General features: G+C 48.4%; 14 protein-coding genes. 3 read left to right on the top strand and 11 right to left on the bottom strand.

The features are described 5' to 3' along the window. Window positions 1-121: 121 nt before the first annotated feature. The 6 genes from KNP91_RS13740 to KNP91_RS13715 form a co-directional block, all read right to left on the bottom strand. Window positions 122-976 (bottom strand): DegV family protein, encoded by an 855-nt coding sequence (locus tag KNP91_RS13740; RefSeq protein ID WP_026829474.1) that lies wholly within the window; start codon window positions 974-976, stop codon window positions 122-124. 71 nt (window positions 977-1,047) lie between these two features. Further along, complete coding sequence (locus KNP91_RS13735; RefSeq protein WP_214767038.1) at window positions 1,048-2,076, bottom strand: aldose epimerase family protein; 1,029 nt, start codon at window positions 2,074-2,076, stop codon at window positions 1,048-1,050. Between the two features lie 102 nt (window positions 2,077-2,178). After that, window positions 2,179-3,861 (bottom strand): LytS/YhcK type 5TM receptor domain-containing protein, encoded by a 1,683-nt coding sequence (locus KNP91_RS13730; protein WP_214850556.1) that lies wholly within the window; start codon window positions 3,859-3,861, stop codon window positions 2,179-2,181. Between the two features lie 179 nt (window positions 3,862-4,040). Next, entirely contained in the window at window positions 4,041-5,354 is a 1,314-nt protein-coding gene (locus KNP91_RS13725; RefSeq protein ID WP_012369184.1) for a hemolysin family protein, read from the bottom strand. 34 nt (window positions 5,355-5,388) lie between these two features. Further along, entirely contained in the window at window positions 5,389-5,787 is a 399-nt protein-coding gene (locus KNP91_RS13720) for a MerR family transcriptional regulator (RefSeq protein ID WP_214767042.1), read from the bottom strand. A 137-nt stretch (window positions 5,788-5,924) separates the two neighbouring features. Beyond that, a complete protein-coding gene (locus tag KNP91_RS13715) occupies window positions 5,925-8,057 on the bottom strand; it encodes a (Fe-S)-binding protein (protein ID WP_012369182.1) in 2,133 nt (710 codons plus the stop codon). A gap of 202 nt (window positions 8,058-8,259) precedes the next feature. Between KNP91_RS13715 and KNP91_RS13710 the strand changes: the two genes are divergently transcribed. Continuing rightward, window positions 8,260-8,604 (top strand): hypothetical protein, encoded by a 345-nt coding sequence (locus KNP91_RS13710; RefSeq protein ID WP_012369181.1) that lies wholly within the window; start codon window positions 8,260-8,262, stop codon window positions 8,602-8,604. 154 nt (window positions 8,605-8,758) lie between these two features. Here the strand turns inward: KNP91_RS13710 and KNP91_RS13705 are convergent, their stop codons facing one another. The 5 genes from KNP91_RS13705 to KNP91_RS13685 all read right to left on the bottom strand — a co-directional run bounded on the left by KNP91_RS13705 (window position 8,759) and on the right by KNP91_RS13685 (window position 13,012). Next, window positions 8,759-9,802, bottom strand: a complete 1,044-nt coding sequence (locus tag KNP91_RS13705) for a zinc-binding dehydrogenase (RefSeq protein WP_214850553.1) — start codon at window positions 9,800-9,802, stop codon at window positions 8,759-8,761. A gap of 43 nt (window positions 9,803-9,845) precedes the next feature. After that, a complete protein-coding gene (locus KNP91_RS13700) occupies window positions 9,846-10,286 on the bottom strand; it encodes an NUDIX domain-containing protein (protein WP_214767048.1) in 441 nt (146 codons plus the stop codon). Between the two features lie 80 nt (window positions 10,287-10,366). After that, the gene (locus tag KNP91_RS13695) at window positions 10,367-10,786 is read right to left on the bottom strand and encodes a hypothetical protein (RefSeq protein WP_012369178.1); all 420 of its coding nucleotides are present in this window, start codon (window positions 10,784-10,786) and stop codon (window positions 10,367-10,369) included. Then, the gene (locus KNP91_RS13690; RefSeq protein ID WP_214850551.1) at window positions 10,776-11,291 is read right to left on the bottom strand and encodes a YwiB family protein; all 516 of its coding nucleotides are present in this window, start codon (window positions 11,289-11,291) and stop codon (window positions 10,776-10,778) included. The genes KNP91_RS13695 and KNP91_RS13690 overlap by 11 nt, the downstream gene beginning before the upstream one ends. Before the next feature lie 20 nt (window positions 11,292-11,311). Continuing rightward, window positions 11,312-13,012: a glycoside hydrolase family 13 protein gene (locus tag KNP91_RS13685; RefSeq protein ID WP_214850547.1), complete on the bottom strand. Its 1,701-nt coding sequence runs from the start codon at window positions 13,010-13,012 to the stop codon at window positions 11,312-11,314. 369 nt (window positions 13,013-13,381) lie between these two features. On the opposite strand from KNP91_RS13685, the gene KNP91_RS13680 reads away from it, so the two are divergent. Then, window positions 13,382-14,821, top strand: a complete 1,440-nt coding sequence (locus KNP91_RS13680) for an NAD-dependent succinate-semialdehyde dehydrogenase (protein ID WP_012369174.1) — start codon at window positions 13,382-13,384, stop codon at window positions 14,819-14,821. Beyond that, window positions 14,818-16,443, top strand: coding sequence for an acetolactate synthase large subunit (locus KNP91_RS13675; protein WP_214850543.1), 1,626 nt, complete (start codon window positions 14,818-14,820; stop codon window positions 16,441-16,443). Before KNP91_RS13680 ends, KNP91_RS13675 begins: the two co-directional genes overlap by 4 nt. Window positions 16,444-16,446: the final 3 nt, after the last annotated feature.

Below are 16,446 nucleotides of genomic sequence, written 5' to 3'. Positions count from 1 at the left end.
GAATAGGTACAGTATATCGATTTCTTTAAACACAAAAAACCCCGAATGGGGTCTTTTATCAAGTGTCCACCATTCAGGGTTCAGTTCACTCAAGGAATCGATTCTGGTTTTTCATTGTTTTTTAGTCATTCAGCCAGAACAAGCCGACTGTTTCTGCTCCGGCGTGTGTTCCGATTGCCGGACCGAACGTGCCGTCGAGCACCGTCAGTTCCGGGAATTTTGCTGCGACTTGTGTCCGTAAATCGGCTGCCATCTCTGGTGCCATCGTCGTCGCGACATAAATCCGGTTTTTATAAAACGTATGCTGACGCATCGCTTCTTCGACCTGTTTGATGATTTCGATGTACGCCTTTTTCAGCGACCGCGCTTTTTTAAACGGGACGATTTTTCCCGCTTCATCCGTCGTGATGATTGGTTTGATGCTGAGCAGGTTAGCAAGGAACAAATCACCGGACGAGACACGTCCACCCCGGCGCATCGTCTCCATGTTCCCGACGATCATATAAAAATGTGTCTTCTTTGCCAATGCATGCAAGGCAGCCGTAATTTCTTCGACTGATTTACCTGCTGCTTCAAGCGCCATCCCGAAACGGATGAACTCCTGCTGGTTTTCAAATGCTGTATGTGAATCGATGATGTGGACCGGGAAGCTCGCCGCTTCCGCTGCTGATGCTGAACTTTGGACCGTACTCGACAAACCGTTTGTACAGTGGACGGCAATCGCACAGTCGTATCCTTCTTCTTTTAACCGTTCATACGTCCCTACGAACTCCCCAAAAATCGGTTGCGAGGTCTTGGCAACTAACTTCTTGTCTGCCTCAAGCGCTCGGAATAACCGTTCGACAGTAATCGTATCTTCGTTGTATGCTGTCTCACCGAGCATGATTTGAATCGGTACGACATTGACGCCGATTGCTTCTGCCTCTTCCTTTTTGAAATAGGCCATACTATCGGTCACCCATGCTATTTTAGTCATTTTCCTATGCCTCCGTTAGATTCTTCTCGCTTTATCCTACCACATTCGCTTCGGATGTTAGCAAAAAAACGTTACTGCACTCGACTAAATTGGAAGGTTGTCCGCTTTTCATAGACCTCGCCTGCCCGCAAAACGACAGACGGAAAATCCGGTTGATTGATCGCGTCCGGCAATCCTTGTGTCTCAAGACAAATCCCGAGATAGGGTGTCGCCCGGCGCCCGGCGATTGTAAAGTCTCCTGCCAAATGATTTCCCGTATAGACGACGACACCCGGGTGATCGGTTTCCACACGTAAAATCCGGCCACTGACCGGTTCCTCTAAGACGATTTCTCCGCCTTCTTTCAGTAAAAACGGGTGGTCAACACCACTGCCGGCCTGGCGCAACGCTTCGTCACTCGCATGCGTCACTTCATACAGAGAACGCGCTTTGCGGAAGTCAAAGACGGTCTCGTTGACGGATAAAATCTCGCCCGTCGGAACCGACTCTTCATTTAGCGGTACGTAAAACGGTGCATCCATCCGGAGACGATGTTGCTCAATCGTCGTTTTCGCATTTCCTGTCAAATTAAAATACGTATGATTCGTCGGACTGAATGGTGTCGATGCCGTCGTCGTCGCGTGATACGTCAAAATCAGTACATCTTCGTCCGTCCAGTCAATCGTCAACCGGACATCCAGTTGACCCGGATAGCCGTTTTCTCCATCCGGACTCGTCAAGAGCAGATGTAACAGCTCACCGTCGATTTCATAATCAAAAAAACGATTCGACCAGTTGACGCTCCCTCCATGAAGGTGATGCTCTCCTTCGTTTTGCTCCAGGATATAGTTCATCCCTTCTAATGCAAACGCTCCGTTGGCGATCCGCCCGCCGACCCGTCCGATTGTTGCCCCTAAATGGTGGGGATCTTCTAAATATTCTTCCATATCATCAAAGGCTAAGACGACATTCTCAATTGTCCCGTGTTGATCCGGAACACGGATTGCCGTGATTTTCCCGCCCAAATTGAGTAATTCCACGCTGTGTCCGTTACGATTCATCAATGTAAAAGCGATGATCGGCTGCTCGCCGGAAAAACCGACTTCTTTTGTTGTAATCATGCGCTTATCCTCCTGTATCGATCTACTCTTGCTTTCATTTTTACCCAGGATTGGCTAAAAAAAAACAATCGTTCGATTCCGGTAATCCGAATCGAACGATTGTTACATCTGATCGGTCGTAAGGGGCAACGTCAGTTTCAAGCGTGTTCCACCCGGTCGGGAATAAATCGTACACCCCGCCTGCTCACCGTATCGCCGGTGAAGAGCACGTCGTAATAAAAACAAATTACTCGTTTGCGTCTTTTTATCCTGCTCCCAGCGTTTTAAGAATTCGGCCGGTATGCCGACTCCGTTGTCCGACACTTCAAGCACCCAGTGTGTCTCTTCCTGAAATGCCCGGACATCAATCCGGTGATACGGACCGCTTTGGGGAAAGGCATGGCGTAACGCATTATCGACAAGCTGTGTCACGAGCAACGGAAAGACAAAATGTTCTTCAACGGCCGTTTCGATATCTAAATCAATCGTGACCGCAGCCGGTGTCAATGGATGATGCCGGCGGATTCCTTCCAGCGACAAGTAAGATTTTAAGGTCAGTAATTCTTCACGTAAGGGATACATGTCGAGTCGTCGTGCTGTCGTAAGCAGTTGTCGCAAAGCTCCGAGCTGTTGTTTGACCGGGGTATCCGGATCAGCCGTCTGATGGATTTCATCGACGATCCCGAGGAGGTAGTTCGGACTCAGGATCGGTTTAATACTGGTGTTCGGAAATTGATTCAGTTGTTCCTCTTGGTGAACGACAAGTTCGCGTGCCAAAAGATCCACCAACTGTTCCATCGTTCGCTCCATCGTATCATCGAACAGATGGACCGGAAACCAACAGACAATGCCAGCTTTCTTCCCCTCGACCTGTAAAGGATGAAACGAGATGATTTGACGCGTCAGCTCATCTTCCGACCGGTAAACGGCAGCCGTCTCCACCCATTCCAAAATCGTCTGATGCTGGAATAAATCCGCTGTATCGTGTCCCGTCCGGACATCGGCCAAAATCCCATCCGGTCCAAGTAAAACGACACGGTTGATTTTCGTTTCTTCCAAGATTGTCGATCCGATTTTCCAGGCGACATCAACCGTCATGCCACTTTTACGCAACGGACGAATCGCATCCAATAAACGATAGGAACGTGCGGATTCGCGAACGAACAATTCATTCTCAATTTTCAACTGCGTCCGTAAGATCGCAATGAAGACACTGATTCCGACTGCATTCGTAAACAACATCGGAAAGACGGCTTGACGTGTCAATTCCAGTACAAGGGCTTGGTCCGGCGCCAACATCAATGCTACACCAATGTCGAGGATGACAGCAGTTAAGACGATACCAATCGGTTGGAGCAAGGAATAGCCGTCTTTCCTGCGCCACTGGCGACTGTACAACCCACTCAACAATCCTGTTCCAACCGCAATGATCCAAGCCGATTCCGCACCGAATGTACCGAGGTAATACCGGTGAAATCCGACCAGTAACCCGGTCAAACCGCCGACGAGCGGACCACCAAGCAGACCACTCGTGACGATAATCGTCAATCGGGTGTCGACGATCCACTGGTCCGGTGAAACGGCTAATCCGAGTAACGGATCAATCGTTTTATCCGGCGAAAGACCAATTCCGGCATAGTTCATCAAAATACCCGATACGACAAAAACACTCAGCAAAATGAAACGATGACTACGGCGCGACGACGTTTGAAACAAATGGCGCGATATCCGCCATTGCGACAATAAAAAAGCCAGTAAGGCTAACATGCCTAAGCGGCTGAGTAAAAACGGGATTTGCTCAAGCACGGGACGTCTCCCTTCTCAAAAAAAAAATAATCTCTCGTCTCTTTACTCTTTCCCGCTTCCTCCCTCGTTTCCCTACTACGATTTGTCTTCTTTACACAATCAGTCGGATTTTCAATTTTTGACTGATGACTTGTCCTAAAAAAAAAGCACCTTTCGTACAGGACGAAAGATGCTGTCGGTTATTCCGCTTGTTCAAGCGGATGTAACCATAATTTGATCTGATTGATTTGATAGTTCTCCATCTCGATCACTTCGACCGAGAAGGCTTCCGTATCAATGTGTTCTCCCGGTTGCAGGTCGATGTTATGCATTTGGATCCAACCGCCGATCGTATCGACGTCTTCGTCGTTCGTAAACGTCATACCGAACCGGGCTTCGAGATCTTCAAGCAAAACGGTTCCCGCGACCAAATACTCATTGTTCGGCAACTCTTGAATTTCTTCGACTTCATCCGTATCAAACTCGTCCCGAATCTCACCGACGATTTCTTCGAGTAAGTCTTCCATCGCGACGATGCCGGCTGTTCCGCCATACTCATCAACGACGAGGACGATATGTGACCGCGTCTTTTTCATCTTCCGTAACGTGTCCTGGAGCGAAGTGACTTCCGAGACGACCGGTAAATCCTTCACGTAATGTGTGACCGGATGATGGTTTCCATTGGCGAAGTCCGTCAACATCTCCTTGACGTTGACATAACCGAGAATCCGGTCCTTATCATTTTCTTCCGTGACCGGATAACGGGTAAACGGATTATCCATGAATATTTCCATCAGCTCGTCTTTTGACAATCGTTCTGAGATCGTCGCCATTCGCATCCGTGGAACCATCAAATCTTTGACGATATGCTCGTCAAATGCAAAAACATTCTGCATCAGTGCGAGTTCCGTCTGATTGATTTCTCCGCTTTGAAAACTTTGTGCCATGATGATTTTCAATTCATCTTCTGAGTGGGCTTGTTCGTGACCAGCCGGTTTGACACCGAATAATCCAAGGAAAAAGCGGGCTGAACCATTGAGTAACCAAATGAACGGATACAGGATTTTCCCGAAGATATACAGGGGACGGGCAAACAATAAGGTCATTTTTTCCGCATATTGAATCGCTAACGTCTTCGGAGCAAGTTCTCCGATGACGACGTGTAGGAACGTCACGGAAACAAAGGCAATCCCGAATGACAACAAAGTCGAGACGGCAGCCGAGACGCCGAATTCATCAAACACCGGGTGCAGGATTTTTTCGACGGTCGGTTCACCGAGTGCACCAAGACCAAGTGCCGTTACCGTGATGCCAAGCTGACAGGCAGACAAGTAATAGTCCAGGTCCCCGGCAATCTTCTTCGCCAGGACGGCACTCTTATTTCCTTCCTGAATCATTTGATCCAGACGCGACATCCGTACCTTGACGACCGCAAACTCTGATCCAACAAAAAACGCGGTCAACACGATCAATAACACCACTAAAAATAAATTGATAAATAATATAGTATCCAAAATCCCCTAAACAGGGGTCACCTCCATTTTGTTGTTACAGCTGCGCAATCAGGGAAGCAATCAATGTCAGACGTTGAGACAGTTCGAGACGAATCTCCTGTTTCTCATAGTCGGTCGATTGCAATAAACGATGTTCGAGACCGTTGACGCTTTCTTGAAGCTGCTGTACTTCTTGATAAATGGCATCACCCGTTTTGACTTCACGCTCGGTGAAGAAAGCAAGAATCTCTTGCAGGGAAAGCCGTTGTGTCTTTAAATACTCAATCTTTTGAATATGCTGGACGACATCTTCCGTATACAAACGATAACCAGCTGGTGTCCGCTCTGTTGTTAATAAACCGAGCGATGTATAGTAGTCGATGGTCCGTTTTGATAAGCCGGTGGCCTCCGCGACCTGACCGATTTTAAGCAACGCCTTCCCAAAGATCCTCACCTCCCTCTCATTAAATAATGCTTTTATCATACCACGGTTAAACCGTACACAACAACGTTATGCTTATTAGGCACCTTTAAAAAACGCCCCCTCTTTCTTAGAGGAGACGTTCCGTTTGCTCAAGCTATTTTTTAAACTTAGTTTGTTACCGCTTCCTTCATTGGTGTTCCGACGATTGACCGTTCGAGCAGTTCGACGACATCATAGGTCGCGACTTGCTCGTCGACCTCTTTCGCCTTCGTTCCGTCGCTGAGCATCGTCAGGCAGTACGGACAAGCTGATCCGATGACGGATGGTTGCACCGTCAACAACTGTTCGGTCCGTGCGACGTTGACCCGTGCGCCGACTTTTTCTTCCTGCCACATCATCCCACCGCCGGCTCCACAACACATTCCTTTTTCCCGGTTGCGTTCCGTTTCGACAAGCGTGATACCCGGAATTTTCTCTAAGATATAACGTGGTGCATCATAAATGTCATTGTAACGCCCGAGGTAACACGAATCATGGTAGACGACCCGTTCACTGACCTCATGAACCGGTTTAATCCGTTGATCGTCAATCAACCGGGCGAGCAGCTCCGTATGGTGATACACTTCGACGTCCGGGCTGAGACCAAAGTCCGGGTACTCGTTTTTGAACGTATTGTACGCATGCGGATCAATCGTGACGATTTTTTTAACATCGTATTTCTCAAACGATTTGATGTTTGCTTCCGCGAGTTCTTGGAACAGAACTTCATTCCCGATGCGGCGTGGTGTATCACCGGAGTTTTTCTCATCGTTTCCGAGAATCGCAAACGAGATGTCCGCTTCATTCAGGATCCGTGCAAACGCCATCGCGATTTTTTGACTGCGGCTGTCGTACGAGCCCATCGCGCCGACCCAGAAGAGGTACTCGAACTCTTCGCCGGCTTTTTTCTTTTCTTTTGCAGTCGGGACGACCAGCTCTTCGCGCGTTTTGCGCCAGTTTTCGCGTTCTTTCCGGTTCATCCCCCATGGATTCCCCTGGCGTTCGATGTTCGCCATCGTCCGCTGCATCTCGGGATCCATTTTCCCTTCCATCATCACAAGGTGACGACGGAGGTCGATGATTTTATCAACGTGTTCGTTCATGACCGGACATTGGTCTTCACAATTCCGGCATGTCGTGCAGGCCCAAATCTCTTCTTCAGTGATGACGTTACCGATCAACGAATCCGGAACGACATCCATCTGTCCGGCCGCAGCAAGTGACGCAATCTGATTTCCCTGTGACCCTTCAAAGGCAAACGCTGGTGCCCACGGAGATTTTTGGGTGATCGCCGCCGTCTTCATATTCAGGTGATCACGCAGTTTAACGATCAGGTCCATCGGTGACAGCATTTTTCCGGTTCCGCTGGCCGGACACATATTCGTACAGCGGCCGCATTCGACACAGGCATACAAGTCAACGAGTTGCTTTTGATTAAAATCTTCAATCCGGTTAACACCAAAGCTGAATTCTGCCTCGTCGTCTTCTGCTTCTTCCATGACTGACAGATCAATCGGTGCGAGGCGTCCGACTTTTGACGTCCGGCCGAGCCAGACGTTGGCTGTTCCGGCAATCAGGTGGGCGTGTTTCCCTTGCGGAATGTAGACCATGAAGCTGAGTAAGAACAGTAAGTGTGCCCACCAGAAGAAAACGAATAATCCGAAGGCGACTTGTTGCGGTACCCAGCTGAATAAAAATGCAATCGCCGATGCCACCGGTTCACCGAACGTTGAATGATTTTCATAGACGAGGAAAAATCCGTTTCCAAACAGGACCGCGATCATTAATCCACCGATGAAAATCAAGGCCAGTCCGGCCATGAAGTTCCGTTTCAGACGGACCAATTTTTCAACATAACGGCGGTAGAATCCCCAAACGACCGCCACCAGAATGACGAGCATAACGATTTCCTGGAAAAATGTAAAAATCGGATACAGTGGACCGAGCGGGATGTGCGGGAAGCGTTGTCCGACTGCGAGCCCCTTCCAGATGAAATCAATCGCTCCAAATTGAACGAGTAAAAATCCGTAAAACATCATGACATGAATCGTCCCGCTTTTCTTGTCCTTCAGCAGTTTCTTTTGCCCAAAGACATTGACGAGAACCGCGTTCAGACGTTCTTTGTTCGTCAGCGTCCATTCCGCTTTTTTCCCCCGGCGAATCGCCTCGTACCGACTCTTGACAAGCGTCACGAATAAATAGCCCGCGTACCCTGCGACAAGCAGGAAGGCGATCCAGTTAATCAGTAAAAATGTCCCCATAAAACAAGCCCCTTTCCCCCTAAAGCCATTATTTGATATGAGTATAGCATATAATGAATGACTATTCATTCATTATTTTACTGTTTTTTCTTCTATCTTAATCATTGACTATACCTTACAAAAAAACCGTTTAAATTGAAAAATAAGTAGGTTAAAATTAAAAAGTTCTAATATATGTATATTTTGTAGGAGGTAATTGGCTTTGAACGGAATTTTACAACATTCAAGCGGCTTAATTAAAGAAGTAAAAGCAGGATTCTCATGGACAACATTCTTTTTTGGATTCTTTCCAGCATTTTTCCGAGGCGATATTAAATGGGGATTGATTCAATTGATTGTCGGTATCGTCACTACACTTTTGACTGCCGGTTTCGGGGGATGGATTGTCAATATCGTCTTTTCTTTCTTATACAATAAAATTTACATCAATGATTTAATCGAAAAAGGCTATCGTCCGATTGACCATTCATTCCAACAAGCATTAAAACAACGTGGAATTCATGCAAAGTTGTTATCTGAAACTCCGACTTCACAATCAGCAGTGTAATACTCTTTCCTGTAACTATCTCTAAAAAATAAGGATGACGGATGCGTCACTCTTCATATTCAAAGAGGGCACCGGATTTCAATTCCGGTGTCCTCTTTGAATTATCGAGAATTTATTCGCTTCCCAAGACTACTCCAGAAAAAAACTATATGCTTCAATCCGCCTTCAGTATCAACACGATTTTCCCGAGTTTGCCTGTCTCTTTAAAATACGACTGGGCTGCCGCCGCTTCCTCAAGCGGAAACGTCCGATCAATGACCGGTTCGAGTTTACCGTCAGCAATCGCTTCAAGCATCCGTCCGAACTCGTCACGCGTTCCAAGCACTGAGCCGTAAAATGTTAAGTGCTTCAGGTACAGCATCCGAAAATCGAGGTTCGTCTGTTGTCCGCCGGCAGAACCGGAAATACAGAATTTACCGCCGTTTTTCAGAACCGCCAAAGCCGTCTTAAATAACGCATCCCCGACGACATCGAGTACGGCGTCAACTGGTCCGCTGTTAACAGCTAGGATGTCTTCTGTCAATTGATCGGAACGGTAAGACACGACGTATTTCGCCCCAAGACGCTTCAATTCCTGTTCGATCTTCATGTCGCCGACGACGGCAATCACAGTTGCTCCAAACACCCGCGAGGCGATTTGAACGTTCAACGAGCCGACACCGCCGCTTGCTCCGGTTACGAGGACGGTTTGTCCCGGCTGTAACTGGAGTTGTTCGTTCATATGCCATGCCGTCAAGCCACTGACGGAAAAAACAGCACTTTTGACGTAATCGTCAAGCGGCATGTCGTAACAGAGCGTTGCCGGCCAGACGACATACTCGGCATATCCCCCGTCATACTCCGATCCGATGAACGACATATCTTCACTGATGTGTTCCGTTCCATCGGCGCCACTTGAAGTAAACGGAAACAGGACGACATCTTGACCAACTCGGGAGGGATCAACACCGCTCCCGACTTCAATGATCCGGCCGCTGATATCGGAACCCGGGACACGGGGAAACTGAACGCCCTCCGGTTTCCAACCCGATTTGTCATCCGTTCCGTAGGCGCCTTCTCGCATCCAAATTTCTGTGTTGTTGATGCCGCATGCTTTCACTTCAACCAGGACTTCCCCAGCGCGCGGTGTCGGGACCGGACGTTCCACGACTTCGAGTTGCTCGACACCACCATATCCATTGACTTGAACAGCTTTCATCTCATCGCCTCCATCGCTTAACTTTTCTATCTCTTTTACCCGATTACCAGACCATCTGTTCATACAAATAATAAGATTTAGATGCTTTATTCAAATAATCCTGCAACGGTTCAAGCACATCACGATTCAGGAGATAGTCCCCCAACTGTTCGATCGGCACCCACTGACTGTCGACGACTTCTCGGTCAGGATCATTTGGTAACAATTCGCCTCTGATCGTACATTCAAAATAGGTAACGAGACTGTGGGCGTCAAACTGTTCGATGAAGTTTTCTGTCACGTATGCCAGTTCGAACGTCTCGACGGACAGTCCGGTTTCTTCTGCGATCTCCCGTTTTAAAGCGTCCGCCAGCGTCTCGCCAGCTTCAATCACACCACCCGGCAGACTCCACACCGCTCTTTCCCCATCCGCCTGATTTTTGACCAACAGCAACTGATCCCCCTGTCTGACAATCCCGACGACAATCCGGTATAACGTTCTCATGCTGATTCCCCCTTTGTCATGAACATCAAAAAAAGCAGCCCGTTCAAATATCCTTTGAATGGAACTGCTCTGGCACGTACTTATTCTAATCCAAGCGATTGCGGTAATTTAACGGCACGTGCATATGCTGTTTTGTAATCTTTTTTCGACACGGCCTGTTCGACTTCACGGAGCGCCGGATGATTTTCTTCTGAAAACGCCCCTAAAATCGTCAAGTAACGTTCGTAGACCGAATCATCTTCCTTGCGTGCATGAAGTAACGCTGTGTAGAGCATGACCGTATCTTCTCCGTACAAGACCGGTAAATCTTCGTTGATCAATAATAACGAATCAATCGCATCGGAATCGACTTTCGAATTGTATTCCGTCATGACCTGTTCTGCCAGTGCTTCGAGTTGATCGCGCCATTCATTGTATTTCGGCTCGTCATTCTCTAACCATTCAAACCAATCTTCTTCGAGCATCTGTTCCATTTCTTTTACGGTTTGTTCAAACGCCATGTGTTTCACTCCGTTCCCAAGTTAATTCAATCGTATACAGACCGACCGGCTGATGATTCATCATCAGATCGTATTGGAATTGCATACGTTGTTCTGTCATTTCAATCGTTGCCGTTTCCGTCTCCATCACCATCTGACCAAACTGACTCTCATAACCACTTTTGGTTTTTTGACCCAAAATGAAGACATGGTGCATCGAGACCGGACCTTTCCGGTTCAAGGCTACCTGATCGTGCGACCATTTGATGGTCGTATCAATCGGCTGTTCATCTTCTTGCATGAACTTCAGGGCAAACCCGTCTTTTGTTTCAAACAAGGTCCCGTCTGCTTCTAATTCAACGGACTCCCGCATCGCGTCATCCTGAATCGATGTCACTTGCCGCAGGCGGACCGGGTAACGTACTGGTTTCACTTCTATCACCTCACCGTCTAGCGTACACGATTTTCTTCTGTCCTGCATCTTCTTGATTTCTTTTTTCATGACAGCAAAAGCTGGATTCGGCATCTGCCAAATCCAGCCTTGTTTTAACGTACGCGGTACAGGCGTGCTTCAAAAGGTTGAAGCGTGAGTTCGGTTCCTTCATGATACGTTGTCTCATAGTTCGCAAGCATGATGTTATCCGAATGGAGGATGATGTCGGTGTCGACTTCCGCCACTTCGTCTTTCAGGTTCGTCACAATCAGGAATTGTTCGTTTCCGAGCGTCCGCGTGTAACCATAGACTTTTGTATCTTCCGGAAGAATGAGATCGTATTCTCCGTAAATCAACGTCTCTTCCATCTTCCGGATTTGAATCATCCGTTTATAGAAGTTCAGAATCGAATCCTCATCGGCTTGCTGCGCCGCCACGTTGATGTCGGCAAAGTTCGGATTGACACCGAACCATGGGGATTGTTCCGAGAAACCGCCGTTTTGTTCATTTGTCCACTGCATCGGTGTCCGGGAGTTATCACGCGACGAGTTCCAGATGACTTCCATGATCTCTTCATGTGTTTTCCCTGATGCCAGTTGCATGTTGTACATGTTTTTCGTCGCGACATCATCGTAGTCGGAGATATCCGGGAACTGGACGTTCGTCATCCCGATTTCTTGTCCTTGATAGATGAACGGTGTTCCTTGCATGAAGAAATACATCATCGCAAGTGACTTCGCGCTTTGTTTCCAGTATTGTCCTTCATCACCCCAAAGGGAGACGGAGCGGACCTTATCGTGGTTTTCAAGATACAGTGCGTTCCAGCCTGTTTCTTCAAGTCCTTTTTGCCATTTCGTCAAAACTTGTTTCAGTTTGACAACGTCGACGCCTTTTTCGGCATCTGCCCGCCACAGGTCCATGTGTTCAAACTGGAAGACCATGTTCATCTTACCGTTTTCTTCTCCGACCCAAAGATCGGCTTCTTCAGGCGTTACACCGTTCGCTTCACCGACTGTCATGATGTCGTATTTTGAGAACGTCTCGTTTTTCAATTCTTCAAGGTATTCGTGGATTCCTTCGACATTCATGTGCATCTCAAACGATGGCACATGCGGCATCCCGAGTGGATTCGGAAGATCCGCGTACGATTGATCTTTGTTAATGTGGCTGATGGCATCGATCCGGAATCCGTCGACCCCTTTATCGAGCCACCAGTTGATCATCGTATAGACGGCCTGACGCATGTCTTTATTACGCCAGTTCAAGTCCGGCTGACGGCGTGAGAAAACGTGGAGGAAGTATTGTTCCGTTTTTTCGTCGTATTCCCAAGCCGATCCTCCGAAAATACTTTCCCAGTTGTTCGGTTCGCCACCGTTGACGGCATCTTTCCAGATGTACCAATCCCGTTTGTCGTTGTCTTTTGATGAACGCGACTCAAGGAACCACGGGTGTTCATCCGACGTATGGTTGACGACCAAATCAAGCAAGACTTTAATGTCACGTTTATGCGCTTCTTCCATTAATAAATCAAAATCGGCCATTGTTCCGAATTCGTCCATGATATCTTCGTAATCACTGATGTCATATCCGTTGTCATCATTCGGTGATTTAAACATTGGGCAAATCCATAATACATCGACTCCGAGATCTTTCAGATAATCCAATTTTGCGATGATACCCGGGATATCGCCGATTCCATCATTGTTTGCATCATAAAAGCTGCGTGGATAGATTTGGTAAGCAACGGCTTCTTTCCACCAAGCTCGTGTAAGTGTTTTGTGTGCCGTTTCAGGGCGCGGTATCATTTGTGTCATTATGGATAAATCCTCTCGTATTTCAGTCTTTGTTGTCCGTTTTTTTATAGTAATTCTCGATGTTTTATATCGTTTCTCGGTAGATTTCATTTAAGCGCAACCGATTGCGCAATTACCCTATATTCATCTTATCAAACCTAGTTGGAATGTCAATGATTCAAGACATTCTCCATCACTTCACATACATGCAGAAATTTCATTTCTTTACGAATTATTATCGAGAAAATACATTACATTTACTGAATTATCCTACACTGTTTATCGGTCAATTTCTAGCCTTTTGCACAACCTTTTTCGGAAAAGAGAATCTTTTTTTCAATCTTCGGGTATATCCTTAACAATGCGAATTAAAAAGGGGGATTCTGTAAGATGAATGGGAAGTTTTTAATCAATGGACAGTGGCTCGATCAGGGACGTGAACGGACGGATGTCAAAAATCCGGCGACAGGTGAAGTCGTCGGCAGTGTACCAAACGGAACGAAATCTGACGTCAACGATGCCGTCGAAGCGGCTCACAACGCTTTCCCCGACTGGTCGAAACGGACCGTGTACGAACGAGCAGCTCTTCTTGAAAAGTTGTATGCGAAGATGCTCGAGAAAAAAGACGAATTGGCCCGCTTGATGACACTCGAGATGGGAAAACCGCTTGCGGAATCGGAAGGTGAAGTCGAATACGCAGCAAACTTCGTCAAATGGTTTGCGGAAGAAGGAAAGCGGGCCTACGGGCGTATCATCCCGTCACACGATGCGACGAAACGCCTTCATGTCATCAAACAACCGGTCGGGGTCGTCGCTGCGATTACCCCGTGGAACTTCCCGGCTGCGATGATTACCCGAAAGTTAGCCCCGGCGCTCGTCGCAGGCTGTACGTTTGTCTTAAAACCACCGACGGCTACTCCATTGACGGCACTCCGTCTGCTCGAGCTCTGCCAGGAAGTCGGGATTCCGGACGGCGTCGTCAATGCCGTGACCGGAAGCGGGAAAGACTTAGGCGAATCGCTGGCGACACATCCGCATGTCGCCAAAATCACGTTCACGGGGTCGACGGAAGTCGGTCGGACGTTGATGGCTCAAGGTGCGGAGACCATCAAAGCGATGTCTCTCGAACTCGGTGGACATGCTCCAATTCTTGTCTTTGACGATTGCGATCTCGATCTTGCCGTCAGAGAAACGATTAAATCGAAGTTCCGTAACGGCGGCCAGACGTGTGTCTGCGGTAACCGGATTTATGTTTCGGACTCGATTTATGACGAATTCGTCGAAAAGCTCGGTCAGGAAACAGCAAAACTGAAAACCGGCAACGGACTCGATCAGGAGACGAAAATCGGTCCGATGATCAATAAGGCCGGATACGATAAGGTCAAAAAACATGTCGATGATGCCACCTCGGCCGGTGCCCGCATCGTGACCGGCGGATCCGGACAAACCGACGACGACAATGATGTCTACTACTATGAAGCAACTGTACTCGCTGACGTTACGCCGCAAATGCTGATCATGAACGAAGAAACGTTTGGTCCGGTTGCGCCTGTCCAGCGTGTGAGTTCAGATGAAGAAGCCGTTCATTATGCCAATCAAACGCCGTTTGGCCTCGCCTCTTATGTCTTTACGAACAACTATGCCCGCGCTTTTAAAGCCATCGAGCATCTCGATTACGGAATCGTCGGATGGAATGACGGTGTGCCTTCCGCTGCCCAGGCTCCTTTCGGCGGCATGAAACAGTCCGGCGTCGGTCGTGAAGGCGGATCGGAAGGTCTCGAAGCCTACCTCGAGACCAAATATGTATCGATTGGCGGACTCGATCAATGAACGCGGCGGAACGGTTTGTCCAGTGTCTGGAAGCGGAAGGCGTAACCCATATCTTCGGTGTGCCCGGTGAAGAGAACATCACGCTGCTCGAAGCCATAAGTAAATCGGATATCACGTTCATCACGACACGTCATGAGACGAACGCCGCCTTCATGGCGTCGATGTTCGGTCGGTTAAGCGGACGTCCCGGTGTCTGTCTGTCGACGCTCGGTCCCGGCGCGACCAACATGATGACGGGGATCGCAAGCGCGACAATGGATCACTCCCCTGTCGTCGCCATCACCGGACAAGGTGCGACGTGGCGCCAGCATAAAGCGTCCCATCAAATGTTTGATTTGGTCGAGATGTACCGGCCGATTACCAAATCCAGCACATCGATTGTTTCCGGCGAAGTCATTTCAGAAGTCGTTCGTCAGGCTTTCGCAAAGGCTGTTTCCGAAAAGCCCGGTGCGACCCATCTGTCGTTCCCGGAAGATATTGCGAAGGCCGATGTCGATGCCAAAATGTCCTTTTTACAGAACAGTCCCCCGACTTTTCTGCATCCGACATCCGTGACTGATAGTGATGTCCTGTTACGAATCGAACAGGCAGAACGTCCGGTCGTGATTGCCGGATTCGGAATCAACCGCAGCGGGGCGACAGAGGCTTTCCGCGCTTTCGCCGAACGATTGGGGGCTCCCGTCGTCGAGACGATGATGGGAAAAGGCGCCTTGTCTTCGTTACACGAGCTGGCCGCCCATACGATCGGCTTGCCGAACGCTGATTACAATCAACGGATTCTTGATCAAAGCGATTTAATTATCGCGGTCGGCTACGACATTACGGAATTGCCTCCTTCAAAATGGAATCCGAATCAGACACCCGTTTTGCATATCGATACCAATCAACATGAAATCGATCAGTTCTATCCTGTTGTCGCGAATCTGATCGGCTCGTTACCCGATATCTTGCATCTGCTCTCGGAAAGTATTCCGAACCGATCCTGGACCGGATGGCAACAGGACCGTGACCGGCTGCGTCAAGAAATCCAGGCGACGTATTCCCTCGCCCTTCCGCTCCATCCTCAAAGCATCGTGCGTGAGCTCGAACAGGCAACAGGTGAGGACGGGATGATTTTTTCCGATGTCGGTGCCCACAAAGTATGGCTCGGACGGCATTTTCAGACGACACGTCCTAATCAATTGTTCATCTCCAACGGTTTTTCTTCGATGGGATATGGCTTGTCGAGTGCGATTGCCGCTAAACTGTTGCATCCGGAACAACGTGTCCTCTGTGCTTCAGGAGACGGTGCCTTCTTAATGAATGGTCAGGATCTCGAAACCGCGGTTCGGTTGAAATTGCCGATCGTCGTCATCATCTGGCGCGATGGCACATACGGACTGATTGAATGGAAACAACAGCAAGCTTACGGTCGTGCACCTTATATCGAATTCGACAATCCGGATCTCGTTCAACTGGCTACCGCCTTTGGTGCACTGGGTCTGCGTGTCGGGGAACACGGTACTCTATCCAGTTGTCTCGAACAGGCTTTTCTGAGTGACGGACCCGTTTTAATTGACTGTCCGGTCGATTACAGGGAAAATCTGAAGTTAAGTGACCGTCTACGGACTTATGGAGGCTGATAA

This window comes from Exiguobacterium sp. s138 (genome assembly GCF_018618775.1).
Lineage (GTDB): Bacteria > Bacillota > Bacilli > Exiguobacteriales > Exiguobacteriaceae > Exiguobacterium_A > Exiguobacterium_A artemiae.
Note: the sequence above shows the minus strand (reverse complement) of the source record. Positions and strands in the feature narration are given on the sequence as shown.